Source organism: Pseudomonas sp. AU11447, from assembly GCF_001672555.2.
Taxonomy (GTDB): Bacteria; Pseudomonadota; Gammaproteobacteria; order Pseudomonadales; family Pseudomonadaceae; genus Pseudomonas; species Pseudomonas nitroreducens.
In genome coordinates this window covers 254,280-278,870 of record NZ_LZDG02000018.1, presented here as the reverse complement: position 1 = coordinate 278,870, position 24,591 = coordinate 254,280, and the positions used below count along the sequence as shown (strand labels likewise).

Genomic DNA, 24,591 nt, shown 5'->3' with positions numbered 1-24,591 from the left:
AATCCGGGGTCTTAATGCCGAGAGCTGATGACGAGTCATCTTTCAGATGATGAAGTGGTTGATGCCATGCTTCCAGGAAAAGCTTCTAAGCTTCAGGTAACTAGGAACCGTACCCCAAACCGACACAGGTGGTTGGGTAGAGAATACCAAGGCGCTTGAGAGAACTCGGGTGAAGGAACTAGGCAAAATGGCACCGTAACTTCGGGAGAAGGTGCGCCGGCGAGGGTTAAGGATTTACTCCGTAAGCCCATGCCGGTCGAAGATACCAGGCCGCTGCGACTGTTTATTAAAAACACAGCACTCTGCAAACACGAAAGTGGACGTATAGGGTGTGACGCCTGCCCGGTGCCGGAAGGTTAATTGATGGGGTTAGCGAAAGCGAAGCTCTTGATCGAAGCCCCGGTAAACGGCGGCCGTAACTATAACGGTCCTAAGGTAGCGAAATTCCTTGTCGGGTAAGTTCCGACCTGCACGAATGGCGTAACGATGGCGGCGCTGTCTCCACCCGAGACTCAGTGAAATTGAAATCGCTGTGAAGATGCAGTGTATCCGCGGCTAGACGGAAAGACCCCGTGAACCTTTACTGTAGCTTTGCACTGGACTTTGAGCCTGCTTGTGTAGGATAGGTGGGAGGCTTTGAAGCGTGGACGCCAGTCTGCGTGGAGCCATCCTTGAAATACCACCCTGGCATGCTTGAGGTTCTAACTCTGGTCCGTTATCCGGATCGAGGACAGTGTATGGTGGGCAGTTTGACTGGGGCGGTCTCCTCCTAAAGAGTAACGGAGGAGTACGAAGGTGCGCTCAGACCGGTCGGAAATCGGTCGTAGAGTATAAAGGCAAAAGCGCGCTTGACTGCGAGACAGACACGTCGAGCAGGTACGAAAGTAGGTCTTAGTGATCCGGTGGTTCTGTATGGAAGGGCCATCGCTCAACGGATAAAAGGTACTCCGGGGATAACAGGCTGATACCGCCCAAGAGTTCATATCGACGGCGGTGTTTGGCACCTCGATGTCGGCTCATCACATCCTGGGGCTGAAGCCGGTCCCAAGGGTATGGCTGTTCGCCATTTAAAGTGGTACGCGAGCTGGGTTTAGAACGTCGTGAGACAGTTCGGTCCCTATCTGCCGTGGACGTTTGAGATTTGAGAGGGGCTGCTCCTAGTACGAGAGGACCGGAGTGGACGAACCTCTGGTGTTCCGGTTGTCACGCCAGTGGCATTGCCGGGTAGCTATGTTCGGAATAGATAACCGCTGAAAGCATCTAAGCGGGAAACTAGCCTCAAGATGAGATCTCACTGGGAACTTGATTCCCCTAAAGGGCCGTCGAAGACTACGACGTTGATAGGTCGGGTGTGTAAGCGCTGTGAGGCGTTGAGCTAACCGATACTAATTGCCCGTGAGGCTTGACCATATAACACCCAAACAATTTGCGTGTTGTACGGTGAAGACGTAACGAACCGAAAGTTCGTGTGAACCGCAAATACCTGTCACATACCCGAATCTGGATGAGCGTGTGCAACTGCCACGAGCGTCCATAAAGAATTGCTTGACGACCATAGAGCGTTGGAACCACCTGATCCCATCCCGAACTCAGTAGTGAAACGACGCATCGCCGATGGTAGTGTGGAGTTTCTCCATGTGAGAGTAGGTCATCGTCAAGCTCCTATCCCAAGACCCCTGGTCAGCTTCGCTGGCCGGGGGTTTTGCTTTTGCGCGTGAAAAAGGTCGCCGCTCGACATGGAAACGTTGATTTCAACCCTCATTCTGCTGGGCGTTCTGAGCCTCAGCGTCGGCCAGTTGCTCGCCTTCTTCCTTCTGCTCACACGAGCGGGACCAACTGCGCTGCTCGCATTGATCATCCCAGGCTTCGGCTTCTTTCTTGGACGCCGGCACGGCATCTATAAATGGCTCCTGCTGCCGTATCTGGTGTGTATGGGGTGCTTCATCGCCGCGATGATCATGGTCGGATGAGCCCCGCGATGGGCCTGCGAGTCGTCGGGATAGACTCGACAATAGGCGCTCTAGAACAGCCGTTTCAGCGCGATTTTCGCCATTCGGAAGGCGCCATTCTTGCTGTTACAAAACCCCTGCTGCAGCACTGATGGCACTTCATCCAACTGTCACATTCTCGTCATAGAGTCTTCATGCGGCCTCACGATACTGGCCCCCGTTCCATCCAACCCCATTCTCCTTAAGGAGCAAGGCATGAAACTCAAGCGTTTGATGGCGGCCCTGACTTTTGTCGCCGCAGGCGTAGGCACCGCCAGTGCGGTGGCCGCGATCGATCCGGCTCTGCCGGACTACCAGAAAGCCAGCGGTGTGTCGGGTAACCTGTCGAGCGTCGGTTCCGACACTCTGGCCAACCTGATGACCATGTGGGCGGAAGAGTACAAGCGCCTGTACCCGAACGTGAACGTGCAGATCCAGGCCGCCGGTTCCTCCACCGCGCCGCCGGCTCTGACCGAAGGCACCGCCAACCTGGGCCCGATGAGCCGCAAGATGAAGGACGTGGAACTGCAGGCCTTCGAGCAGAAGTACGGTTACAAGCCGACCGCTGTTCCGGTTGCCGTGGACGCCCTGGCCATCTTCGTGCACAAGGACAACCCCATCAAAGGCCTGACCATGCAACAGGTCGACGCCATCTTCTCCTCCACCCGCCTGTGTGGCGGCAAGTCGGAAGTGAAGACCTGGGGCGACCTGGGCCTGACCGGCGACTGGGCCAACAAACCCGTCCAGCTGTTCGGTCGTAACTCCGTCTCCGGCACCTACGGCTACTTCAAGGAAGAAGCCCTGTGCAAAGGCGACTATAAGCCGAACGTGAACGAGCAGCCGGGTTCGGCTTCCGTGGTGCAGTCGGTCAGCCAGTCCCTGAACGGCGTTGGTTATTCCGGTATCGGTTACAAGACCGCTAGCGTGAAGACCGTTGCCCTGGCCAAGAAAGAAGGCGGCGAGTTCATCGAAGACAACGAGGCGAATGCCCTGAACGGTAGCTACCCGCTGTCGCGCTTCCTCTACGTCTACGTCAACAAGGCGCCGAACAAGCCGCTGAACCCGCTGGAAGCCCAGTTCCTGAAGATGGTGCTCTCCAAGACCGGCCAGCAGGTTGTCGTGAAAGACGGCTACATCCCGCTGCCGTCCAAAGTCGCCGAAAAAGCGATCAAGGACCTGGGTCTGTAATCAGCCTTCAAACCGGGCGGAGATCCCCGCCCGGCATGGGCTGACGCATACTCGACCGAGCCCGCCAGCATGGCTCTGCTGGTGGGCTTTGTCGCGTCACTTCCATGTCATCTTTCTGTCATATAGGGCCGCTAGGGTGTCACTCCATGAACGACATGGCCAACTCCCCGATGACTTCTTCTCTCCCCGAGCGGATTGATTTCAATACACCTGCCCTGCAGCGCAAGCGCCGTATCCGGGCGCTGAAGGATCGACTGACCCGTTGGTACGTTCTGGTCGGCGGTCTTGCCGTACTGGCTGCCATTACCCTGATTTTCTTCTACCTCGCCTACGTCGTGCTGCCGCTGTTCCGCGGCGCCGAGCTGGAGACCCGCGAACCCCTGGCTCCCGCCTGGCTGAAGACGGCCCAGGCGCCGCTGCTGCTGAGCATCGAAGAGCAGAACATGGTGGGCATGCGCGTCGCCGCTAACGGCGAGGTGGTGTTCTTCGACGCCAAGAAAGGCGACGAGATGGACCGCGTTGCGCTGAAGCTGCCTGCCGGCACCAGTGTGACCTCCATCGCCGAGGACCAGCCGGGTCACCCGACCGTCGCGCTGGGCCTGTCCAACGGTCAGGTGCTGGTGTTCAAGCACAACTACAAGGTCACCTACCCGGACAACAAGAAGACCATCACTCCGCACATCGACTATCCCTATGGCGAAGCCGCGATGAACCTGGATCCCCAGGGCCGTCCGCTGGAGCACGTGGCGATCGTCTCGGGTGATGACAGCCTGTTGCTGGCCGCGTCCACCGGCAGCGAGATGCTCCTGCTCGGCCTGACCCAGCAGGAAAACATGCTGACTGGCGAAAGCACCCTGCAGGAAGAGCGCATCAACCTGCCGCAGATCGCCGACCCGGTGAAAGCCATCTACATGGACCCGCGCAAGCAGTGGCTCTATGTACTCAATGGCCGCGCCCAGGCCGACGTCTTCAACCTGAATACCCACCAGCTCAACGGCCGCTACAAGCTGCTGGATGACGCTTCCGCCGAAGTGACTGCCAGCAGCCAACTGCTGGGTGGCATCTCGCTGATGGTCGGCGACTCCAAGGGCGGCATCGGCCAGTGGTTCATGGCTCGTGGTGAAGATGGCGAGCCGCGCCTGTCTCACGTGCGTGACTTCAAGCTGGGCGACCAGCCGATCTCCAGCATCGCGCCGGAGCAGCGCCGCAAGGGCTTCCTGGCCCTCGACAAGCAAGGCAACCTGGGCATCTTCCACAGCACCGCGCACCGCACGCTGCTGGTGGAGAACGTCGCCCCGTCCGCCGGCCCGATGGCCCTGTCGCCGCGCGCCAACCGTCTGATCGTCGAGCAGGGTGGCGAACTGCGCCGCTTCAGCCTGAGCAACCCGCACCCGGAAGTGTCCTTCAGCGCGCTGTGGGGCAAGGTCTGGTACGAGAGCTACGACAAGCCGTCCTACGTCTGGCAGTCCACTGCCGCGACCACCGACTTCGAGCCCAAGCTGAGCCTGTCGCCGCTGACCTTCGGTACGCTGAAGGCCGCGTTCTACGCAATGATCCTCGCCGCGCCGCTGGCCATCGCCGCTGCCGTCTACACCGCCTACTTCATGGCTCCGGGCATGCGCCGCAAGGTCAAACCGGTGATCGAGCTGATGGAAGCGCTGCCGACCGTGATCCTCGGCTTCTTCGCCGGCCTGTTCCTCGCGCCCTACGTCGAAGGCCACCTGCCGGGCATCTTCAGCCTGCTGCTGCTCACGCCCCTGGGCATCCTCGCCGCCGGCCTGATCTGGAGCCGACTGCCCGAGCGCATCCGCCTGAGCCTGCCGGCCGGCTGGGAGGCGGCCATCCTGATCCCCGTGGTCCTCGCCACCGGCGCTTTCGCCCTGTGGATGAGCCCGCACCTGGAGACCATGTTCTTCGGCGGCGACATGCGCCTGTGGATCAGCCACGACCTGGGCATCACCTACGACCAGCGCAACGCCCTGGTAGTCGGCCTGGCCATGGGCTTCGCGGTGATTCCGAACATCTTCTCCATCGCCGAAGACGCCATCTTCAGCGTGCCGCGCAGCCTGACCTACGGCTCCCTGGCCCTGGGCGCCACGCCCTGGCAGACGCTGACCCGCGTGGTGATCCTGACCGCCAGCCCGGGCATCTTCTCCGCGCTGATGATCGGCATGGGCCGCGCCGTGGGCGAGACCATGATCGTGCTGATGGCCACCGGCAACACCCCGGTCATGGACGTGAACATCTTCCAGGGCATGCGAACGCTGGCGGCGAACGTCGCGGTGGAAATGCCCGAATCGGAGGTGGGCGGGACTCACTACCGCGTGCTGTTCCTTTCGGCACTGGTACTGCTGTCCTTCACCTTCGTGATGAACACCCTGGCAGAGCTGATCCGTCAGCGCCTGCGCAAGAAATACGCGTCGCTCTAAGCGCCGCCCGACGAGGCTAGTTCCGTGAAACAGAAACAGGAATCCGTCAAAGCGTGGTTCGCCAGCGGTTCTCCCTGGGTGTGGATGAACGCGGGTGCGGTGTCCATCGCCGTGATCATGACCATCGGCCTGCTCGCCGTGATCGCCGTGCGCGGTCTCGGCCACTTCTGGCCGGCGGACGTGATCGAGGCGACGTACAGCGTCCCCGGTGAAGCGCCCAAGACCCTGATCGGCGAGGAAGTGCAAGTCGAGCAGGTACCGCGTGCGCGCCTGCGCGGTGCCGGCCTGCCGGTGCCGGACAACGGTCCGGAGTTCATGACCCGCGAACTGCTCAAGCTGGGCAACCGTGACCTGTATGGCAGCGACTTCTCCTGGGTGATCGGCGAGTGGCTGACCGACCGCCATCACCCGGCCGAGCTGGTGACCCTGGAGCGCCGCGAGTGGGGCAACTTCTACGGCTACCTGCTCAGCGTCAAGGAAAACGGCAAGGTCGTTGCCGAAGGTCCCGGCGCCATGGCCGAGTTGCAGACCCGGCTCAAGCGCGTCGATGAGCTCTACTCCAAGCTGTACCAGCTGGAGAAGAAGGACATCGGTGGCATCAACCATGGCCTGGAGCGCCTGCGCCTGAAGGAACGTGGCCTGCAGCTGAACAACAAGCTGGATGCCACCGCCGAGGCCGACATCGCCGCCGGCCGCGCCGAGCTGAACGCCCAGTACAAGGTGCTGGAAGAGCAGCTCAACGGCCTGCATCAGGAGTTCAACCGCGACAGCATCGTCATGCGCGATGCCTCCGGCAAGGAAACCGAGATCAGCCTCGGCAAGCTGGTGCACGCCTACCAGCCCAACCAGATGGGCGTCGTCACCAAGCTGAGCTTCTACTTCAAGAAACTGTGGGAATTCCTCAGTGACGACCCGCGTGAAGCCAACACCGAGGGCGGTATCTTCCCGGCCATCTTCGGCACCGTGATGATGACCCTGGTGATGGCCGTGATCGTCACCCCGTTCGGTGTAATCGCTGCGGTCTACCTGCGCGAGTACGCTCGCCAGGGCCTGCTGACCCGGATCATCCGCATCGCGGTGAACAACCTCGCGGGCGTTCCGGCGATCGTCTACGGCGTGTTCGGGCTGGGCTTCTTCGTCTACGTGCTGGGCGGCTCGCTCGACCGAATGTTCTTCCCCGAGGCCCTGCCGGCGCCGACCTTTGGCACGCCGGGCCTGTTCTGGGCCTCGCTGACCCTGGCTATCCTCGCGGTGCCGGTGGTGATCGTGGCCACCGAGGAAGGCCTCGCACGTATTCCGCGTGCCACCCGTGAAGGTTCGCTGGCCCTGGGCGCGACCAAGGCCGAGACCCTGTGGAAAGTGGTCCTGCCGATGGCCAGCCCGGCGATGATGACCGGCCTGATCCTCGCTGTGGCCCGCGCCGCGGGTGAAGTGGCACCGCTGATGCTGGTAGGCGTGGTGAAGCTGGCTCCGGCGCTGCCGGTGGATGGCAACTACCCCTATGTGCACCTGGACCAGAAGATCATGCACCTGGGCTTCCACATCTATGACGTCGGCTTCCAGAGCCCCAACGTCGAGGCTGCACGCCCGCTGGTATACGCCACCGCGTTGCTGCTGGTGATGGTGATCGCCCTGCTGAACTTCTCGGCCATCGCCATTCGTAACCGCCTGCGCGAAAAGTACAAGGCGCTGGAAAACTGATTCTGCAGGCGGCGGGCAAGGCCCGCCGCCAAGCCTCCCAAGGAGACTGAACATGCAACATGAAACCTCATCCCACGGCATCGACATTGGCGCGCTCGGTCGCGGCGACCGCCACGGCATGAATCTGGAAAGCGAGACCGTCGCCCTCGAAGTGCCCGGCCTGAGCCTGTTCTACGGCGAGAAGCAGGCGCTGTTCGACGTCAGCATGAACATCCCCAAGCAGCGCGTAACCGCTTTCATCGGCCCGTCCGGTTGCGGCAAGTCCACCCTGCTGCGCTGCTTCAACCGCATGAACGACCTGGTCGACGGCTGCAACGTGAAGGGCGAGATCCGCCTGGACGGCCACAACATCTTCGCCAAGAACGTCGACGTCGCCGAACTGCGCCGCCGTGTCGGCATGGTGTTCCAGAAGCCCAACCCGTTCCCCAAGAGCATCTACGAGAACGTGGTGTACGGCCTGCGCATCCAGGGCATCAACAAGAAGCGCGTGCTCGATGAAGCCGTCGAGTGGGCGCTCAAGGGCGCCGCGCTGTGGGACGAGGTAAAGGATCGCCTGCACGAGTCCGCCCTCGGTCTCTCCGGTGGTCAGCAACAGCGTCTGGTCATCGCCCGTACCATCGCCGTGGAGCCGGAAGTCCTGCTGCTCGACGAACCCTGCTCGGCACTGGACCCGATCTCCACCCTGAAGATCGAAGAGCTGATCTACGAGCTGAAATCCAAGTTCACCATCGTCATCGTGACCCACAACATGCAGCAGGCCGCGCGCGTCTCCGACTACACGGCGTTCATGTACATGGGCAAGCTGATCGAGTTCGGCGATACCGATACCCTGTTCACCAACCCGGCCAAGAAGCAGACCGAAGACTACATCACCGGTCGCTACGGCTAGTTTCGCGGTATCGCGTGCGCGCTAGAACTTCCCGGAGAACATCACAAGCCAGCGGCCCGGAGCCTGCGGCTTTCGCGGAGCGAACATGATCAACAAAGAAAGCCTCACCCACCACATCTCGCAGCAGTTCAATGCCGAACTGGAAGATGTGCGCAGCCATCTGCTGGCCATGGGCGGCCTGGTGGAGAAGCAGGTCAACGACGCGGTCAACGCGCTGATCGACGCCGACTCCGGCCTCGCCCAGCAGGTGCGCGAGATCGACGACCAGATCAACCAGATGGAGCGCAACATCGACGAGGAATGCCTGCGCATCCTCGCCCGCCGCCAGCCGGCCGCCTCCGACCTGCGCCTGATCATCAGCATCTCCAAGTCGGTGATCGATCTGGAGCGCATCGGCGACGAAGCCTCGAAGATCGCCCGTCGCGCCATCCAGCTGTGCGAAGAGGGCGAGTCGCCGCGCGGCTACGTCGAGGTGCGCCACATCGGCAACCAGGTGCGCAAGATGGTGCAGGAGGCGCTGGACGCCTTTGCCCGTTTCGACGCGGACCTCGCGCTGTCGGTGGCGCAGTACGACAAGACCGTCGACCGCGAATACAAGACCGCCCTGCGCGAGCTGGTCACCTACATGATGGAAGACCCGCGCGCCATCTCCCGTGTGCTCAACGTCATCTGGGCCCTGCGTTCGCTGGAGCGCATCGGCGACCACGCCCGCAACATTGCTGAACTGGTGATCTACCTGGTGCGCGGCACCGATGTCCGCCACATCGGCCTGACCCGCATGAAGGAAGAAGTGCAGGGCACCGCTGCCAAGGCCGACAAGGCCGAATAAGCCAGACGCCCGTGCCAGAACGAACCCGGCCCTTGCGCCGGGTTCGTCATTTTATGGCCGGGCGGTCCCGCACCAATGGCACGTAGCCACCCGGCAAGGCTATTCTTCGCCCTATCGTTTGCGGGAGATGCCGATGGGCAAAGTCAGTGTGCTGGTGGTGGATGACGCTCCGTTCATCCGTGACCTGGTGAAGAAGGGGCTGCGGGACCATTTCCCCGGTCTGCAGATCGAAGAGGCGGTCAACGGCCGCAAGGCCCAGCAGTTCCTTGCGCGCCAACCGGTGGACCTGATCCTCTGCGACTGGGAAATGCCCGAGCTCTCCGGGATCGAGTTGCTCACCTGGTGCCGCGAGCAGGACAGCCTGAAGACCACACCCTTCATCATGGTCACCAGCCGTGGCGACAAGGACAACGTGGTGCAGGCCATCCAGGCCGGCGTCTCCGACTTCATCGGCAAGCCGTTCTCCAACGATCAATTGGTGAGCAAGGTGAAGAAGGCGCTGTCGCGCGCCGGCAAGCTGGAAGCCCTGGCGGCGCAGGCACCGCAGCGCAGCCTGGTCGGCTCGATGCCCAACGACTCCCTGGCCGCCCTTACCGGTGGCAAGGCCGAAGTCGTTCGCCCGCCGGCGGCACCCACTGCGCCACGCCCGGCTCCGGCTGCTGCGGCACCGACAGCGGCTGCTCCCGCCGCGCGCAGTGGCGCCAAGGGCCAGCAGGGGCAACTGCGCCTGCCTTCGGCGAACCTTCCCTGCGTCATCAAGGCGCTGAGCCTCAAGGAAGCGTTGCTGGTGGTGAAGCGCGGCACGCCGCTGCCGCAGGTGCTGGAAAGCGCCGTGCTCGACCTGGAGGAAGACAGCGACATCGCTCGCCTCAACGGCTACCTGCACGCCGTGGCGGCGCTGGAGCCCAAGCCGGACAGCGAGTGGCTGCAACTGACCTTCCGTTTCGTCGACCGTGATCCACAGAAGCTCGACTACCTGTCGCGCCTGATCGCCCGTGGCAGCACCCAGAAGCATTACGTGCCCGGCGCCTGATTCGGTTACAAATGGGCCGGCCGGTGGGTAGTACTGCTTCACAGGCCGACCGGCGGCAGGTCGCGGCGCCGGGCCTGCACTGCTAGTCTTGCCAGCGTCGCAATACCTATAACCAGAGTCGAGATGCTAGGGCGCAGTATCCTCCTGTGCGGTCTATTGGCCGCTTCCGGGACGGCTTCGGCCGTGACCATCTACAAGTACACCGACGCCAACGGCGTGGTCACCTACACGGATAAAGCCGTGGCGGGTGCGGCCGTGTTCGTCTTCCGCGATCGCATGGTCGAGCACCTGGAGGAACAGGTGAAACTGGAGACGAAGAAGCACGCTGGCGGCGAGACGCTCCAGGTGCGCAACGATCTATATGCGCCGGTGGAGGTGGAGCTGAGCGTGACCGGCGTGCAGAACGCCGTGGGCGCGCCGGAGCGGCCGATCCGCTGGGTGCTGGCGCCGCGCAGCTCGATCCGTCTCGCTACCCTGGCTCCGCTCGACCCCGCCAGGCCGCTGCGCTACAAGCCCAAGCTGCGCTACGCGCTGGGTGACCCGCGCCCGACGCCCTTGTCCTACCAGTACGCTTTGCCGTGGGTCGGCGGGCCATTCCGCCTGACCCAGGGCGCCAATGGCCGCTACAGCCACTTCACGCCCAAGGGCCGCTACGCCATGGACATCGCCATGCCGGTAGGCACGCCCATCGTTGCGGCGCGTGGCGGTACCGTGGTGAAGGTCGAGAATGGCCAGGACGGCCGCGGCAAGAATCCTTCCGGCAACTTCGTGCGGGTGCTGCATGACGACGGCACCATGGGCGTGTACCTGCACCTCATGCGGGGTTCGGTGCTGGTGCGCGAAGGCCAGCGCGTCGGTACCGGCACGCCGCTGGCGCAGTCGGGCAACACCGGTAACAGCAGCGGCCCGCATCTGCACTTCGTGGTGCAGCGCAACGTCGGCCTGGCGTTGGAGTCGATTCCCTATGACTTCTCCCAGCCGGTGGACACGCTGCCCAATTTTGCGGTGGTCAAGGGTAACTAAGGTTCGGCTCTTGCAGGAGCGAGCTTGTTCGCGAATAGAACTGGCCGGCTCCACTGAGGTTGGGCGGTTTCGCGAGCAAGCTCGCTCCTACAGAAAAGAAAAAGGCAGCCCGCGGGCTGCCTTTTTTCATAGGCGGAACTGTCAGTCCAGCTTCACCACCTTGGCGAGGACGATCTTCGGGCCCTTCATCTTCTTCACGATGATGCGCAGGCCTTCGGTATCCAGAACTTCCTCTTCCTCCGGCACGCGCTTGAGCGTGTCGTAGACGAGGCCGGCGAGGGTGTCGGCCTCGATGTGATCCAGGTCGATGCCCAGCAGGCGCTCCAGCTTGAACAGCGGGGTATCGCCACGCACCAGCAGCTTGCCGGGCTGGTAGGCGACGATGCCGCGCTCGGCCTTGCGGTGTTCGTCCTGGATATCGCCGACCAGCACTTCCAGCACATCTTCCATGGTCAGGTAGCCGACGACCTTGTGGTCGGCTTCCTCCACCAGCGCGAAGTGCGAGCCGCCCTGGCGGAACTGCTCCAGCAGGCGGGCCAGCGGCAGATGCTTGGTGACCATTTCCAGCGGATGGGTCAGCTCATCGAGATCGAAGGACTCCGGCAGGCTGTCCAGCGTGGCCAGGGCCAGCAGCAGGTCCTTGATGTGCAGCAGGCCGATGAACTCGTTCTTCTCGCTGTCGTACACCGGGTAGCGGCTGTACTTGTGGCGGCGAATGGTGGCGAGGATGTCGTCCAGCGGCGCCGTGCGCTCGAGGTAGACCAGGTCCTCGCGGGAGTTGGCCCAGTCGGCGACTTCCAGCTCGCCCAGCTCCACTGCCGAAGCCAGCACGCGCATGCCCTGGTCGCTGGGGTCGTGGGCACGGCTGGAGTGCAGGATCAGCTTGAGCTCATCACGGCTGTAGTGGTGCTCGTGGTGCGGTCCCGGCTCGCCTTGCCCGGCGATCTTGAGGATGGCGTTGGCACTGGCGTTGAGCAGCCAGATGGCCGGGTACATGGCCCAGTAGAAGAGATAGAGCGGCACCGCGGTCCACAGCGACAGCAGCTCCGGCTTGCGGATCGCCCAGGACTTGGGCGCGAGCTCGCCGACCACGATGTGCAGGTAGGAAATGATGAAGAACGCGGTGAAGAACGACACGCCGCGGATGACTTCCTCGGAGTGCACGCCAATCGCGGCCAGCAGCGGCTCCAGCAGCTCGGCGAAGGCCGGCTCGCCGACCCAGCCCAGGCCCAGTGACGCCAGGGTGATGCCCAGCTGGCAGGCGGAGAGATAGGCGTCGAGCTGGTTGTGCACCTTGCGCAGGATGGTGCCGCGCCAGCCGTGCTGGTTGGCGATGGTCTCCACGCGGGTGGAGCGCAGCTTGACCATGGCGAACTCGGCGGCGACGAAGAAGCCGTTGAGCACGACGAGGAACAGGGCGAACAGGATCAGGCCGAAATCGGCGAAATAAGTGAGGAAGTTGCTACTAGGGGAAGGGTCCATGGTTCTGTTGGTTTGCAAATGGACGGACAAGAATGCGGTTCAGCGGGCCCGGCTGGCAAGCCCGCTCATGCAAGAGTCGAAATGGCGCGCAGCTATGCGCGGCTCTCGACCTGTTGCGGCGGAAAGTGACAGGTGAAGCTGCTGCCTTTGCCCGGGACACTGCTGATGTCCAGGGTACTGCGATGGCGCAGCAGGACGTGCTTGACGATGGCCAGGCCCAGGCCGGTGCCGCCGGTGCTGGCGTTGCGGCTGGAGTCGACGCGGTAGAAGCGCTCGGTCAGGCGCGGCAGGTGCTTGGGATCGATGCCGATGCCGCTGTCCTGCACGGCCAGGTGCGCGCCCTGTTCGTCGCCCCACCAGCGGATGCGGATCTCGCCTTCGTCGGGGGTGTACTTCACGGCGTTGAACACCAGGTTGGAGAAGGCGCTGCGCAGTTCCGCCTCGCTGCCCTTGAGTTTCAGCTTCGAGTCGGCCTCCAGGCTGATGCGGTGATTGCGCGCGCCGGACAGCGCCTGGGCGTCGTTGCGGATCGACAGCAGCATCAGGTCCACCGCCACCGGCTTGTTGTCCGCCGGGTAGTCGGTGGCTTCCAGCTTGGCCAGCAGGAGCAGGTCATTGAGCAGGTTCTGCATGCGCCCGGCCTGCTGCTGCATCTGCTGCAGGGCGCGGGTCCAGCGCGGGTTCACGTCCTCGACGTTGTCGAGCAGCGTCTCCAGGTAGCCGGCGATCACCGTCAAGGGCGTGCGCAGCTCGTGGGAGACGTTGGCGACGAAGTCCTTGCGCATCTGTTCCAGCTGGTGGACGCGGGTCACGTCGCGGACCAGCATCAGGTGTTCGCCGGCGCCGTACAGGGTGATGTGGAACTGCAGGCGCAGGTTGTCGCTGATGGGGGAGGAAAGCTCCAGCGGCTCGCGGTAATCCTCGCCTTCGAAGTATTCCTTGAAGCGCGGGTGGCGCACCAGGTTGGTGACCGGTTGGCCGCCGTCCTGCGGGCTCTTGAGCCCCAGCAGGCGCTCGGCGGACTGGTTCCACCATTCCAGGTTGCCATCGCGGTCGAGCAGGATCATGCCGTCGCGCAGCGCCGCGGTGGATTCCTGCATGCGGTCGATCACCGCCTGCAGGCGCCCGCGGGCCCTCTGGTTGCGCCGCTGCAGGTGGTAGATGCTGTCGAACACCTCGCCCCACAGGCCGTAGCCATCGGGCGGGGCTTCATCGGGCTGGTGGTTCTTCAGCCACTTGTGCAGGCGCAGCAGCTGCCAGGTCGACCAACCGAGGTAGGCGCCCAGCGCCACGGCGATCGCCCAGCCGTACTGGCCGGTGATCAGGCCGAGCAGGGCGCCGGCGACTACGACTAGCAGCAGGTGGCGTATCAGCACGCCACTCCAGTTCTGGGTCACGAAATTCCGTTCCTTGTGCCCGCCAGATGATTAGCCGGGTCAGCTTTTGGTCGAGAAACGATACCCGGTGCCGCGCACGGTCTGAACCAGATTTTCGTAGACCTCGCCCAGCGCCTTGCGCAGGCGGCGGATGTGCACGTCGACCGTGCGCTCCTCGACGTAGACGTTACCGCCCCAGACCTGGTCCAGCAGTTGGCCGCGGGTGTAGGCGCGCTCCTGGTGGGTCATGAAGAACTGCAGCAGGCGGTATTCGGTCGGGCCCATCTCGGCGGGCTTGCCGTCGATGGTCACGCGGTGGCTGATCGGGTCGAGCATCAGGCCGCCGACTTCGATCGGCGTTTCGCTGTCGCCAGCGCCGGTACGACGCAGCACGGCCTTCAGGCGGGCGACCAGTTCGCGCGGAGAGAACGGCTTGGTGATGTAGTCGTCGGCGCCGACTTCCAGCCCCTGGATCTTGTTGTCCTCTTCACCCTTGGCGGTAAGCATGATGATCGGGATGGCCGAGGTCAGCTCGTCGCGCTTGAGGCGGCGGGCCAGTTCGATGCCCGAGGTGCCCGGGAGCATCCAGTCGAGCAGGATCAGGTCCGGTTTGCGATCGACGATCACCGCGTGAGCCGTCTGGGCGCTGTCGGCCTCCAGACATTCGTAGCCGGCCATCTCCAGGGCCACGGCGATCATTTCCCGGATCGGAGCTTCGTCATCGACGATGAGGATTGTCTTGCCAACCATGCTGAGGCCTCAGAATTTCTGTAATGCGCCGCATTAGATAACGGAAATATTTCATGAATGTGACACGCCGATGGTAGCCGAGCCTGGTCGCAGCACGCTCGTCTATGCTGATCGAGTCGCCGCGCGATGCTTGCGCGGCACACGGAACGCACCGGCCCGGTCGGCGGTGTGCCCGGCAGGCGAGCCTGCCGGAGTCTTGCGATGACGGTAGTGAGTGCGTTGTCGACGTCGCCTGGCCGGCCCTGCCTGCATTCCCGCCTGCCTTTGCGCCGATGCTCGCGCCGTTTCCACCTCACCAGAGGAGAAGCGCTCATGAAACTGCTATTCCCGGCCCTGGCACTGGGCCTGATGCTGCCCGCGATGTCTGCCCTGGCCGCCGGCCCCGGCCTGGAGAAAAACGGCATGCTGGTCGATGCCAAGGGCATGACGCTCTACACCTTCGACAAGGACAGCGGCGGCAAGTCGATGTGCAACGGCGGCTGCGCGCAGAACTGGCCTCCGCTGATGGCCGCTGCGGATGACAGCGCCATGGGTGACTGGACGCTGATCAAGCGTGACGACGGCAGCGCCCAGTGGGCCTACAAGGGCAAGCCGCTGTACACCTTCGCTCAGGACAAGAAGGCCGGCGACATGGTCGGTGACGGCAAGATGGGCGTCTGGCACATGGCCAAACCGTAGCGTCTCTTTGTAGGAGCGAGCTTGCTCGCGAACTGCTCCGCTGCGGGGGCGATTCGCGAGCAAGCTCGCACCTACAGGGTTTGTATCAGCGCAGGGCGAAGTCCAGCACGGTGCCGAGGAAGATCGCCAGCCCCGCCCAGTGGTTGTGCAGGAAGGCCTTGAAGCACTTCATCGGCTCGCGGTCGCGGGTCGAGTGGAACTGCCAGGCGAAGCAGCCCGCCGCCACGGCCAGGCCCAGGTAGTAATACAGGTGCATCGCCAGCTTGTTGCCGGCCAGGATCAGCAGCAGGAGCATCAGGCCCTGCAGGCTCAGGTTGATCACCCGGTCGGCATCGCCGAAGAGGATTGCCGTGGACTTCATGCCCATCTTCAGGTCGTCCTCGCGGTCGGTCATCGCGTAGTAGGTGTCATACGCGACCGTCCACAGCACGTTGGCGAAGAACAGCAGCCAGGCCACCGCCGGCAGGGTACCGCTGGCCGCGGTGAAGGCCATCGGGATGCCCCAGGAGAAGGCCGCGCCCAGTACCACCTGCGGGTAGTAGGTGTAGCGCTTCATGAAGGGGTACAGCGCCGCGATGGCCGCCCCGCCGAAGGACAGCCAGATGGTCTGCGCGTTGGTGCACAGCACCAGCAGGAAGCTCAAGCCCAGCAGTACGAAGAAGGCGATCCAGGCTTCGCGCACGGTGATCCTGCCGGTTGCGAGCGGGCGCAACTGGGTGCGTTCCACGTGGCCATCGAGCTTGCGGTCGGCGAAGTCGTTGATGACGCAGCCGGCCATGCGCATCAGCACGGTGCCGAGGACGAAGATCACCAGGTTCTTCACGCTCGGCACGCCGCCGCTGGCCATCCACAGCGCCCACAGCGTCGGCCAGAGCAGCAGGTAGATGCCGATCGGCTTGTCCATGCGCGTCAACTGGATGAAGTCCCAGGCGCGGGGATGCAGGCGGGCGAGGGGTTTGATCAGGGCGACGAACATGGCGGCCTCCGGAAAACGATCCGGGAATTATACGGGCTGTTGTTCCACGCGTTGCCACAGTGTCGGCAGGAATACTTCGGCAACCAGCACACCCAGGCCATCGCGGCTGAAGCAGGAGCGGCGCCCCCACAGGCGTTCGGCGCGGACCTCGGCGGGCAGGCTGGCGGCGGGATAGCGGCACACTTCGATGGGCCCGCGCAGGAAGGCGCGGTCACTGAACAGCAGTTCGCCCAGGGAGCGGGTGCCGAGCAGGCGCAAATCGAAGCCCGAACCCTCCAGCGCCGAGCGCGCAGCGACACTGCGGGCGAATACCCAGGGCGTACCGTGGCCCTTCAGGTACACCTCGCGCACCCAGCCCTGGCTGCCATCCGGCACGCCCAGCGCAGCGCACTCATCGGTGCGCAGGCGGTGCCAGCCCTCGGCCAGCGGCTGCACGGCGAAGGCTCCGTCGGACAGCGCGGTAAGGCGGCGCGTCAGCGAGCCTTCGTCGAACAGCCAGTCCGCCACCTGGGCGGCGGGGGCAGGGTGCAATTGGGCGGCGGTGAGCCAGCGAGGCGGGTGGATCAGGGCGGCTTCGGGCACGGGTTCGACTGCGGTTGGCCAGGGACGCGGCAGCTTAACATGGCGGCTTTGCGGCTCCGATTGCGTTGTCTGCAACAGTGCCTTGCGCAAAACCCCACCAAAGGTTTGGCCGGCTACCCGCATTTTTCCAGGGGCTTGCGCCACAAGCCCATCGCCAGTAAAAAGCCGAACATTGGATGCACTGACGTCCAAGCGACAAGAACATGAGGGTGATAGCTGATGAAGAAGTGGCAGTGCGTGGTTTGTGGCCTGATCTATGACGAAACCAAGGGCTGGCCGGAAGAGGGCATCGCCGCCGGTACCCGTTGGGAAGATGTGCCGGAAGACTGGCTATGCCCGGATTGCGGCGTCGGCAAGCTGGATTTCGAGATGATCGAGATCGGCTGATCCACGGCCAATGGAATCCCCGCGACGGCGGCCTTCGGGCCGCCGTCTGCGTTTGTGCGGCCAGCAGGCCATAGCCGTGCGCGGTAGACTGGACGGACGCCGGGTTGGCCTTGCTGACGCAGCTCGGCGGCACGGGCGCCGTTGGCCGGCGCCGTCAAAGTGGGTTAGGTTCACTTCGCAATCGCAGGAGGGCTTGGCTGATGCGCAAATGGCAATGCGTGGTCTGTGGCTTCATCTACGACGAGGCGCTGGGGTTGCCCGAGGAGGGCATAGCTCCCGGCACGCCGTGGGAAGACATCCCGGCGGATTGGGTCTGCCCGGATTGCGGCGTCGGCAAGATCGATTTCGAAATGATCGAAATTTCCTGAACCCTGCCGAGATAACGAATCAACGCGGCGGCCCGATGGCCGCCGTGCCGTCTTTACGAAGTGCCGTCTTTTGGAAATGGAGAGAGCAATGAGCGAAAACGCACCGCTGGTGATCATCGGCACCGGCCTGGCCGGCTACAACCTGGCTCGCGAGTGGCGCAAGCTGGACAGCGAGACGCCGCTGCTGCTGATCACTGCCGATGACGGCCGCTCCTACTCCAAGCCGATGCTCTCCACCGGCTTCTCCAAGGACAAGGATGCCGATGGCCTGGCCATGGCCGAAGCGGGCGCCATGGCCGACCAGCTCAAGGCGCGCATTCTCACCCACACCCGTGTCACCGGCATCGATCCGGGCCACCGGCGTATCTGGATCGGCGAAGAAGAAGTCGAGTACCGCGACCTGGTGCTGGCCTGGGGCGCCGAAACCATCCGCGTGCCGGTCGAGGGCGATGCCCAGGAGCTGATTTTCCCGATCAATGACCTTGAGGACTATGCGCGCTTCCGCGCGGCCGCCGCCGGCAAGCGCCGCGTGTTGCTGCTGGGCGCCGGCCTGATCGGCTGCGAATTCGCCAACGACCTGTCCAGCGGCGGCTACCAGCTCGACGTGGTGGCGCCGTGCGAGCAGGTCATGCCCGGCCTGCTCCACCCGGCTGCCGCCCAGGCTGTGCAGCAGGGGCTGGAAGGCCTCGGCGTGCGCTTCCACCTCGGCCCGGTGCTGAACAGCCTCGTGCGCTCGGGAGATGCCCTGGAGGCGCATCTTTCCGATGGCCAGGTGATCCCCTGTGACCTGGTGGTTTCTGCCGTGGGCCTGCGCCCGCGCATCGATCTGGCCGCTGCCGCGGGCCTGGATATCAACCGTGGCGTGATGGTCAACCGCGAGCTTCGCACCTCCCACGCCAATATCTACGCCCTGGGCGACTGCGCCGAGGTCGATGGCCTCAACCTGCTGTACGTGATGCCGCTGATGTCCTGCGCCCGCGCGCTGGCCCAGACCCTGGCCGGCAAGCCGACGCCGGTGACCTACGGTGCCATGCCCGTGACGGTGAAGACGCCGGTGTGCCCGCTGGTGGTGTCGCCGCCCCCGCGCGGAAGCGAGGGCGAATGGCAGGTGGAAGGCTCTGGCCCGGACCTCAAGGTCCTGTGCCGGGATACCGCCGGTCGATTGCTCGGTTACGCCCTTACCGGCGCCGCCGTGAGCGAAAAACTCTCTTTGAACAAGGAGTTGCCGGCCCTGTTGGCGTGACAGGCGCCGTCTATGGCGTTTTTGCCTTGGGAAACTGCTCGCAAATTGTCAGACGATACTGGCGTACCAGCTTTCGGCGTGCCATTCTCCCCCCGTCTGCCGCAGCCTAGAGCCTGTACGGCAAGGCTGCGGTGCCTTGGGCGCTGTTGGGAAGACAGCACGGACACAACAACAACAAACCGTCAAAGAGGCATTTATGCGTAAACCAGAACTCGCCGCCGCGATCGCCGAGAAGGCCGACCTCACCAAAGAACAAGCCAACAAGGTGCTGAACGCGCTGCTGGATGAAATCACTGGCGCGCTCAACCGCAAGGACAGCGTTACCCTTGTCGGTTTCGGTACCTTCGTTCAGCGCCACCGTGGCGCCCGTACCGGCAAGAACCCGCAGACCGGCCAACCGGTCAAGATCAAAGCCAGCAATACCGTTGCCTTCTAGCCGGGCAAGGCGCTGAAAGACGCAGTCAACTGATCGTCTCAAGCCCGGAGCCAGAGCGGCTCCGGGTTGCCTTCTACGGTTACATAATCCCTCCAAAAGACCGGATGTAGTCCGTTTTGAAACTGGCTACAATGCGCAGACTTTTGTCTCGAACGTCGAGGTTTGTGCATGAAATTCCGTCTTCTCCTGTGGATGCTCGGTCGCCTGATGGCCAAGGCCAGCCGCGAAAACCCGGCATTCCAGAAGCAGCTCGAAGGCAAGGACCTGGTGTTCCAGCTCCACACCCTCGACGGCAAGGTCGCCCGCCACTACATCGTCAAGGACCTCAAGGTCAGCGCCCGCCGCGGCACGCACCCCAGCCCTGCCTTCGCGCTGGGTTTCAAGGACGGCGCCTACGGCTTCGCCACCATGACCTCGAAGAACCCGCAGTTGGCGTTCATGCAGGGCATCCAGAACAAGGACATCCAGATCCAGGGCAACCCCGGCCTGGTGATCTGGTTCCAGGGCCTGGTGAAGTACCTGAAACCGAAGAAGAAGGCCGCGCCGGCCAGTGACAAGAAAGCGGCCTGAACCGGCCACAAAAAAAGCCCTCTTGAGAGGGCTTTTTTATGGGTGCAGATAACGACTTTTCGTAGGAGCGAGCTTGCTCGCGGACCGGAACCGCTCGGTGCTATTGGGTTCGCGAGCAAGCTCGCTCCTACAAGAGAAAGCGCAGCTTCGCTCAGTGGCCGGGGTTGAACTGGCTGGCCAACTCGCGCAGTACCGCTTCAGCGTCGAGCACCTTGCGCACAGCGTCTTCGGCCTTTTCACGCGGGATATCCAGGCGATCCAGCAGGTCCTGCGGGATATCGGTCTCCGGGCCGCTGCCGATGCCGTGGTTGCGCAGCAGGCGGGTCGCCAGGCACACCAGGTTGGCGTAGGCCGAGCAGTCGCCGGCATAGGACGGATCGTGCTGGAAGCGCAGCGCGGTGTAGATCTCTTCCGGCATGTCCCAGGTGCGCATCAGCCAGGCGCCGATCTGCTCGCGGGTGATGCCCAGCAGGTGCTGCTCGACGAGGTTGTGCTCGACGTGCGGGTTCACTTCCAGGTGCCGGCAGATCAGCGAGAAATGCGGCGGGAAGATATGCGCCAGGACCAGGTAGCCGATGCTGTGCAGCAGGCCGCCCAGGTAGGTCAGGCCGGCTTCCGGGCGCTCGGCGCGGGGCACGGCGCGGGTCAGGCCCTCGATCACCGCAGCGGTGTAGATCGCCTGGTGCCAGTAGGGCGTGGCGTGCTGCGGCTGGTCCTTGGGCAGGCTCAGGGTCTTGCCCAGGGCCAGGCCCAGGGCCAGGTTGATCACCAGGTCGAAGCCCAACACGCGGACGATGGCGTCTTCCACCGAGCGGATCTTGCCGGGTGCGGCGTAGTAGGGCGAGGCGGCCCAACTGACCACCTGCGCGGCGAGTGCCGGGTCGGTTTCCACCACGCCGGTGATGTCGTCCACCGTGGCATTGGGATCGACGCGCAGCTTGATGATCTTCTGCGCGGTTTCCGGCAGCGGCGGGATCTCGATGGTTTCTTCCAGGCGCTGCTGGATCCGGCGGGCGGTGAACGCCTGCACGGCCTGGGTGATTTCCTTGCGGTCGTCGTCCGGGCGGTCGAGGTTTGGCCGGATCGAGTCCAGCAGCACGCCGAAGCGCGCCGCGCTGGCTTTCTCCAGCAGGCTGCGGAAGGACGCCGTGGGAATCTCCAGCAGGGTGCCCGGCGTGCCGGATTCGATCAGCAGCTGGGGCTCCTGCAGCAGACGCTCGTCATACAGGCACGGCGAACTGGTCAGCGGCGGCAATGCCGGCAGGCGACCGAGCTGGTGCTTGCCGAGCATGCGCTCCAGGCGATCCGGCTTGACCGCCACCAGCTTGCGCCCGGTGAGTTCGGCGAGGCGATTGAGGTCCAGCAGTTGGCTCTGCGGGAACAGCACCAGCAGGGTGCCGACCGCATCTTCCAGCAGGCTGGCCTGCACCCGACGCGCAGCGGGAAGCGTGGTGGCGTCGCTCACCTCGCGAGAGGGAATGCCCAGCTTGGCGAGCAGCTGCAGGATGACCTCGGGGGCCTGCGAGGAGTCGGATGGGGCGCGTGCGGCATCGCTCATGAATGTGATCCGGTTATCAACGGCTGGGTCGGAGTATAACCACGCAGTTAGCGTGACCGAGCGGTCAACTGACCGATGAGAGTGAAATACATCACACTTGTCCGTATTGCTGCCCGTGTCGCAGCCAGCGGGCCAGCAATGGGCTGACCGATTGCGGCCAGTGTGCCAGTAGGGCTTGAGCGGCATCGCGTACCGCTGGCAGCAGGTCGGCGTCGCGCATCAGGTCGGCGACCTTGAATTGCAGCAGGCCGGTCTGGCGGGTGCCGAGCATTTCGCCGGGGCCGCGCAGCTCCAGGTCCTTCTCGGCGATGACGAAGCCGTCGCAGGTTTCGCGCATGATCCCCAGGCGCTCGCGGCCGATCTGCGACAGCGGCGGGTGGTAGAGCAGCACGCAGTGGCTCGCCGCGCTGCCCCGGCCGACGCGGCCGCGCAGCTGGTGCAGCTGGGCCAGGCCCAGGCGCTCGGGGTTCTCGATGATCATCAGGCTGGCGTTGGGCACGTCGACGCCGACCTCGATCACCGTGGTCGCTACCAGCAGCTGCAGCATGCCTTCCTTGAAGGCTTCCATGACCACGGCCTTGTCCGCCGGCTTCATGCGGCCGTGGATCAGGCCCACGCGCAATTCGCCCAGCGCCGAGGAGAGTTCCTCGTAGGTGGTTTCCGCGGCCTGGCAGGTCAGCTCTTCGGATTCTTCGATCAGCGTGCAGACCCAGTAGGCCTGACGGCCTTCAGCGCAGGCGGCACGAACGCGCTCGATCACTTCGATGCGGCGGCTGTCGGCCACCAGCACGGTGTTCACCGGCGTACGGCCGGGCGGCAGCTCGTCGAGGATCGAGGTGTCCAGGTCGGCGTAGGCGCTCATCGCCAGGGTTCGTGGGATGGGCGTGGCGGTCATGATCAACTGGTGCGGGCAGAGCCGGCCGTCCACGCCTTTCTGGCGCAGGGCGAGGCGCTGCTGCACGCCGAAGCGGTGCTGCTCGTCGATGATCACCAGGGCCAGGCGCTTGAACTTCACTTCGTCCTGGAACAGCGCGTGGGTGCCGACGATCATCGGTGCGCCGCCGGCAATCTGTTCCAGCGCGCTGGCGCGGGCCTTGCCCTTGAGCTTGCCGGCCAGCCAGGCGACCTCGATACCCAGCGGCTGCAACCACTTGGTGAAGTTGAGGAAGTGCTGCTCGGCGAGGATCTCGGTGGGCGCCATCAGCGCCACCTGGTAGCCGGCCTCCAGCGCCTGCAGGGCGGCTAGGGCGGCGACCACGGTCTTGCCAGCACCCACGTCGCCTTGTACCAGGCGCAGCATTGGCTCGGGCTGGGCGAGGTCGTAGGCGATCTCCGCACCGACCCGCTGCTGTGCGCCGGTGGGCTTGAAGCCGAGGTTCTTCAGGTACAGCGCCGGCAGTCGCTTGGCCGGTGGCAGCTGAGGCGCGGCCTGGGAGCGCACGCTCTCGCGCAGGCGTTGCAGCGACAGCTGGTGGGTCAGCAGTTCCTCGAAGGCCAGGCGGTGCTGGGCCCAGTGGCGGCCTTCGGCGAGTTCTTCCAGGTCGGCGTCGGGCGGCGGCCGATGCAGGTAGCGGATGGCTTCGTCCAGCGGGCCCAGGCGGTAGTCGCGGGCCAGCTCCGCCGGCAGCCAGTCCGGCAGGCTCGACGGGCCGAGACGCGCCAGGGTCTGCTCGCTCAGCTGGCGCAGGCGCTGCTGGGTAAGGCCTTCGGTGGTCGGGTAGATCGGTGTCAGCGTCTGCTCCACCGGCGCCGCGGCGGCGTCGGTGAGCGAGCGGTATTCGGGGTGGTAGATCTCCAGGCCCGATGCGCCGGGGCGTGCCTCGCCGTAGCAGCGCAGGTGCGTGCCGCGCTTGAGGTTTTCCTTCTGCGCCTGGCTGAAGTGATAGAAGCGCAGGCTCAGCGTGCCGGTGCCGTCCTGCAGGCGCACCAGCAGGCTGCGGCGCTTGCCCATCACTACGTCGGCGCCGGAGACCACGCCTTCGACCACGGCATCCTGCCCTGGGCGCAGCGCGCCAATGGGAGTGATGCGGGTACGGTCCTGGTAGCGCAGCGGCAGGTGGAAGAGGATGTCCTGGAGGTTCTCCAGGCCGACCTTCGCCAGCTTTTCCTCCAGCGCGGCGCCTACGCCCTTGAGCGCGGTGACCGGGACGTTAGACAGATCGGTCATGCAGGCTCGGCTTCACCCTTGACGGTCGGCTTGGCGACCGAACAGAGGCGGATCGAGTCGGCCAGCACCTCGATGGCGCGCGGCCGCGGGAAGCTGGCGCGCCAGGCGATGGCGACGGTACGGAAGGGCACTGGCGCGCTGAACGGACGCACTTCCAGTACGCCCGGTGCGTAGTGGTGGCTGTCCACGGCGGAGAACGGCAGCACCGACACGCCCAGGCCGGAGGCGACCATGTGGCGGATGGTTTCCAGCGAGCTGGATTCCACGGTGGTGTGCTTGTTCTCGCTGCCCTTGTGGGTCGTCGGGCAGGCTTCGAGTACCTGGTCGCGGAAGCAGTGGCCTTCGCCGAGCAGCAGCAGGCTCTTGTCGTTGAGCAGCTCCGGGTCGATGGTCTTCTTCGCGGTCCATTGATGGTCCGCCGGCATCAGCACGTAGAACGGCTCGTCGAACAGCTGCAGGGTCAGCACGTCGGCTTCCTGGAACGGCAGGGCGATGATGATCGCGTCCAGCTCGCCGGTGCGCAGCTTGTCGCGCAGGATGTGGGTGAAGTTTTCCTCGATGTACAGCGGCATCTGCGGAGCGACCCGGTGCAGCTGCGGGATCAGGTGCGGGAACAGGTACGGGCCGATGGTGTAGATGGCGCCGACCTTGAGCGGCGAGGTCAGCTGGTTCTTGCCGGCCTGGGCCAGTTCGCGGATGCCCTGGGCCTGCTCCAGCACCTTCTGCGCCTGCGCCACGATGCCTTCGCCGACCGGGGTCAGGCGCACCGCACTCTTGCTGCGCTCGAAGATCAGCACGCCGAGCTCGTCTTCCAGCTTCTTCACGCCCACCGACAGGGTCGGCTGGCTGACATGGCAGCGCTCTGCGGCGCGGCCGAAGTGTTGCTCCTGGGCAAGCGTGACGATGTAGCGCAGTTCGGTCAGGGTCATGGCGACTAA

The 24,591-nt window shown here is 64.2% G+C and carries 22 protein-coding genes and 2 rRNA genes; 16 read left to right on the top strand and 8 right to left on the bottom strand.

Features of this window, described 5'->3' with window-relative positions:
- The 10 genes from A6723_RS04890 to A6723_RS04845 all read left to right on the top strand — a co-directional run.
- Positions 1-1,410: ribosomal RNA gene (locus tag A6723_RS04890) — 23S ribosomal RNA — on the top strand; the annotation flags it as partial.
- A 134-nt stretch (positions 1,411-1,544) separates the two neighbouring features.
- A 5S ribosomal RNA gene (gene rrf, locus A6723_RS04885) occupies positions 1,545-1,660 on the top strand.
- A gap of 76 nt (positions 1,661-1,736) precedes the next feature.
- Positions 1,737-1,970, top strand: coding sequence for a hypothetical protein (locus A6723_RS04880; protein WP_054910036.1), 234 nt, complete (start codon positions 1,737-1,739; stop codon positions 1,968-1,970).
- 234 nt (positions 1,971-2,204) lie between these two features.
- Complete coding sequence (locus tag A6723_RS04875; RefSeq protein WP_054910037.1) at positions 2,205-3,176, top strand: phosphate ABC transporter substrate-binding protein PstS; 972 nt, start codon at positions 2,205-2,207, stop codon at positions 3,174-3,176.
- Between the two features lie 395 nt (positions 3,177-3,571).
- Positions 3,572-5,605, top strand: a complete 2,034-nt coding sequence (locus A6723_RS04870; protein WP_139092901.1) for an ABC transporter permease subunit — start codon at positions 3,572-3,574, stop codon at positions 5,603-5,605.
- A gap of 24 nt (positions 5,606-5,629) precedes the next feature.
- Positions 5,630-7,306, top strand: a complete 1,677-nt coding sequence (gene pstA, locus A6723_RS04865) for a phosphate ABC transporter permease PstA (RefSeq protein ID WP_054910039.1) — start codon at positions 5,630-5,632, stop codon at positions 7,304-7,306.
- 52 nt (positions 7,307-7,358) lie between these two features.
- Complete coding sequence (gene pstB / locus A6723_RS04860) at positions 7,359-8,195, top strand: phosphate ABC transporter ATP-binding protein PstB (protein ID WP_054910040.1); 837 nt, start codon at positions 7,359-7,361, stop codon at positions 8,193-8,195.
- A gap of 85 nt (positions 8,196-8,280) precedes the next feature.
- Positions 8,281-9,024 (top strand): phosphate signaling complex protein PhoU, encoded by a 744-nt coding sequence (phoU, locus tag A6723_RS04855; RefSeq protein WP_054910041.1) that lies wholly within the window; start codon positions 8,281-8,283, stop codon positions 9,022-9,024.
- 133 nt (positions 9,025-9,157) lie between these two features.
- Entirely contained in the window at positions 9,158-10,057 is a 900-nt protein-coding gene (locus A6723_RS04850) for a response regulator (RefSeq protein WP_054910042.1), read from the top strand.
- A 123-nt stretch (positions 10,058-10,180) separates the two neighbouring features.
- Positions 10,181-11,080: a peptidoglycan DD-metalloendopeptidase family protein gene (locus A6723_RS04845; protein ID WP_054910043.1), complete on the top strand. Its 900-nt coding sequence runs from the start codon at positions 10,181-10,183 to the stop codon at positions 11,078-11,080.
- Positions 11,081-11,221: 141 nt separating this feature from the next.
- Here the strand turns inward: A6723_RS04845 and A6723_RS04840 are convergent, their stop codons facing one another.
- The 3 genes from A6723_RS04840 to phoB all read right to left on the bottom strand — a co-directional run bounded on the left by A6723_RS04840 (position 11,222) and on the right by phoB (position 14,688).
- Entirely contained in the window at positions 11,222-12,562 is a 1,341-nt protein-coding gene (locus A6723_RS04840) for a hemolysin family protein (protein ID WP_054910044.1), read from the bottom strand.
- A 92-nt stretch (positions 12,563-12,654) separates the two neighbouring features.
- On the bottom strand, positions 12,655-13,959 hold the full coding sequence (phoR, locus tag A6723_RS04835; RefSeq protein WP_054910045.1) for a phosphate regulon sensor histidine kinase PhoR: 1,305 nt from the start codon (positions 13,957-13,959) through the stop codon (positions 12,655-12,657).
- 39 nt (positions 13,960-13,998) lie between these two features.
- The gene (gene phoB, locus A6723_RS04830) at positions 13,999-14,688 is read right to left on the bottom strand and encodes a phosphate regulon transcriptional regulator PhoB (protein ID WP_054910046.1); all 690 of its coding nucleotides are present in this window, start codon (positions 14,686-14,688) and stop codon (positions 13,999-14,001) included.
- A gap of 312 nt (positions 14,689-15,000) precedes the next feature.
- Here phoB and A6723_RS04825 point away from each other — a divergent pair, with 312 nt between their 5' ends.
- Positions 15,001-15,366 carry a hypothetical protein gene (locus A6723_RS04825; protein ID WP_054910047.1) on the top strand — a complete coding sequence of 122 codons (366 nt, stop codon included), beginning with the start codon at positions 15,001-15,003 and terminating at the stop codon, positions 15,364-15,366.
- Between the two features lie 85 nt (positions 15,367-15,451).
- On the opposite strand, the gene ubiA is transcribed toward A6723_RS04825, so the two are convergent.
- Both ubiA and A6723_RS04815 read right to left on the bottom strand, forming a co-directional pair.
- Positions 15,452-16,342 (bottom strand): 4-hydroxybenzoate octaprenyltransferase, encoded by an 891-nt coding sequence (gene ubiA / locus A6723_RS04820; RefSeq protein WP_024762045.1) that lies wholly within the window; start codon positions 16,340-16,342, stop codon positions 15,452-15,454.
- A gap of 27 nt (positions 16,343-16,369) precedes the next feature.
- A complete protein-coding gene (locus tag A6723_RS04815) occupies positions 16,370-16,909 on the bottom strand; it encodes a chorismate lyase (RefSeq protein WP_139092900.1) in 540 nt (179 codons plus the stop codon).
- A 234-nt stretch (positions 16,910-17,143) separates the two neighbouring features.
- Here A6723_RS04815 and A6723_RS04810 point away from each other — a divergent pair, with 234 nt between their 5' ends.
- From A6723_RS04810 to A6723_RS04790, 5 genes are all read left to right on the top strand, one after another.
- The gene (locus tag A6723_RS04810) at positions 17,144-17,311 is read left to right on the top strand and encodes a rubredoxin (protein WP_015479573.1); all 168 of its coding nucleotides are present in this window, start codon (positions 17,144-17,146) and stop codon (positions 17,309-17,311) included.
- 200 nt (positions 17,312-17,511) lie between these two features.
- Positions 17,512-17,679: a rubredoxin gene (locus A6723_RS04805; protein WP_024762047.1), complete on the top strand. Its 168-nt coding sequence runs from the start codon at positions 17,512-17,514 to the stop codon at positions 17,677-17,679.
- Between the two features lie 88 nt (positions 17,680-17,767).
- Positions 17,768-18,922, top strand: a complete 1,155-nt coding sequence (locus A6723_RS04800; RefSeq protein WP_054910049.1) for an NAD(P)/FAD-dependent oxidoreductase — start codon at positions 17,768-17,770, stop codon at positions 18,920-18,922.
- 196 nt (positions 18,923-19,118) lie between these two features.
- On the top strand, positions 19,119-19,358 hold the full coding sequence (locus A6723_RS04795) for an HU family DNA-binding protein (protein WP_054910050.1): 240 nt from the start codon (positions 19,119-19,121) through the stop codon (positions 19,356-19,358).
- A gap of 168 nt (positions 19,359-19,526) precedes the next feature.
- On the top strand, positions 19,527-19,928 hold the full coding sequence (locus tag A6723_RS04790) for a hypothetical protein (protein ID WP_024762049.1): 402 nt from the start codon (positions 19,527-19,529) through the stop codon (positions 19,926-19,928).
- Positions 19,929-20,079: 151 nt separating this feature from the next.
- Here A6723_RS04790 and A6723_RS04785 read toward each other — a convergent pair whose 3' ends face one another.
- From A6723_RS04785 to A6723_RS04775, 3 genes are all read right to left on the bottom strand, one after another.
- The gene (locus A6723_RS04785; protein ID WP_054910051.1) at positions 20,080-21,486 is read right to left on the bottom strand and encodes an aminoacyl-tRNA deacylase and HDOD domain-containing protein; all 1,407 of its coding nucleotides are present in this window, start codon (positions 21,484-21,486) and stop codon (positions 20,080-20,082) included.
- 91 nt (positions 21,487-21,577) lie between these two features.
- The gene (gene recG / locus A6723_RS04780) at positions 21,578-23,653 is read right to left on the bottom strand and encodes an ATP-dependent DNA helicase RecG (RefSeq protein WP_054910052.1); all 2,076 of its coding nucleotides are present in this window, start codon (positions 23,651-23,653) and stop codon (positions 21,578-21,580) included.
- Complete coding sequence (locus A6723_RS04775) at positions 23,650-24,582, bottom strand: hydrogen peroxide-inducible genes activator (protein WP_037016754.1); 933 nt, start codon at positions 24,580-24,582, stop codon at positions 23,650-23,652. The genes recG and A6723_RS04775 overlap by 4 nt, the downstream gene beginning before the upstream one ends.
- Positions 24,583-24,591: the final 9 nt, after the last annotated feature.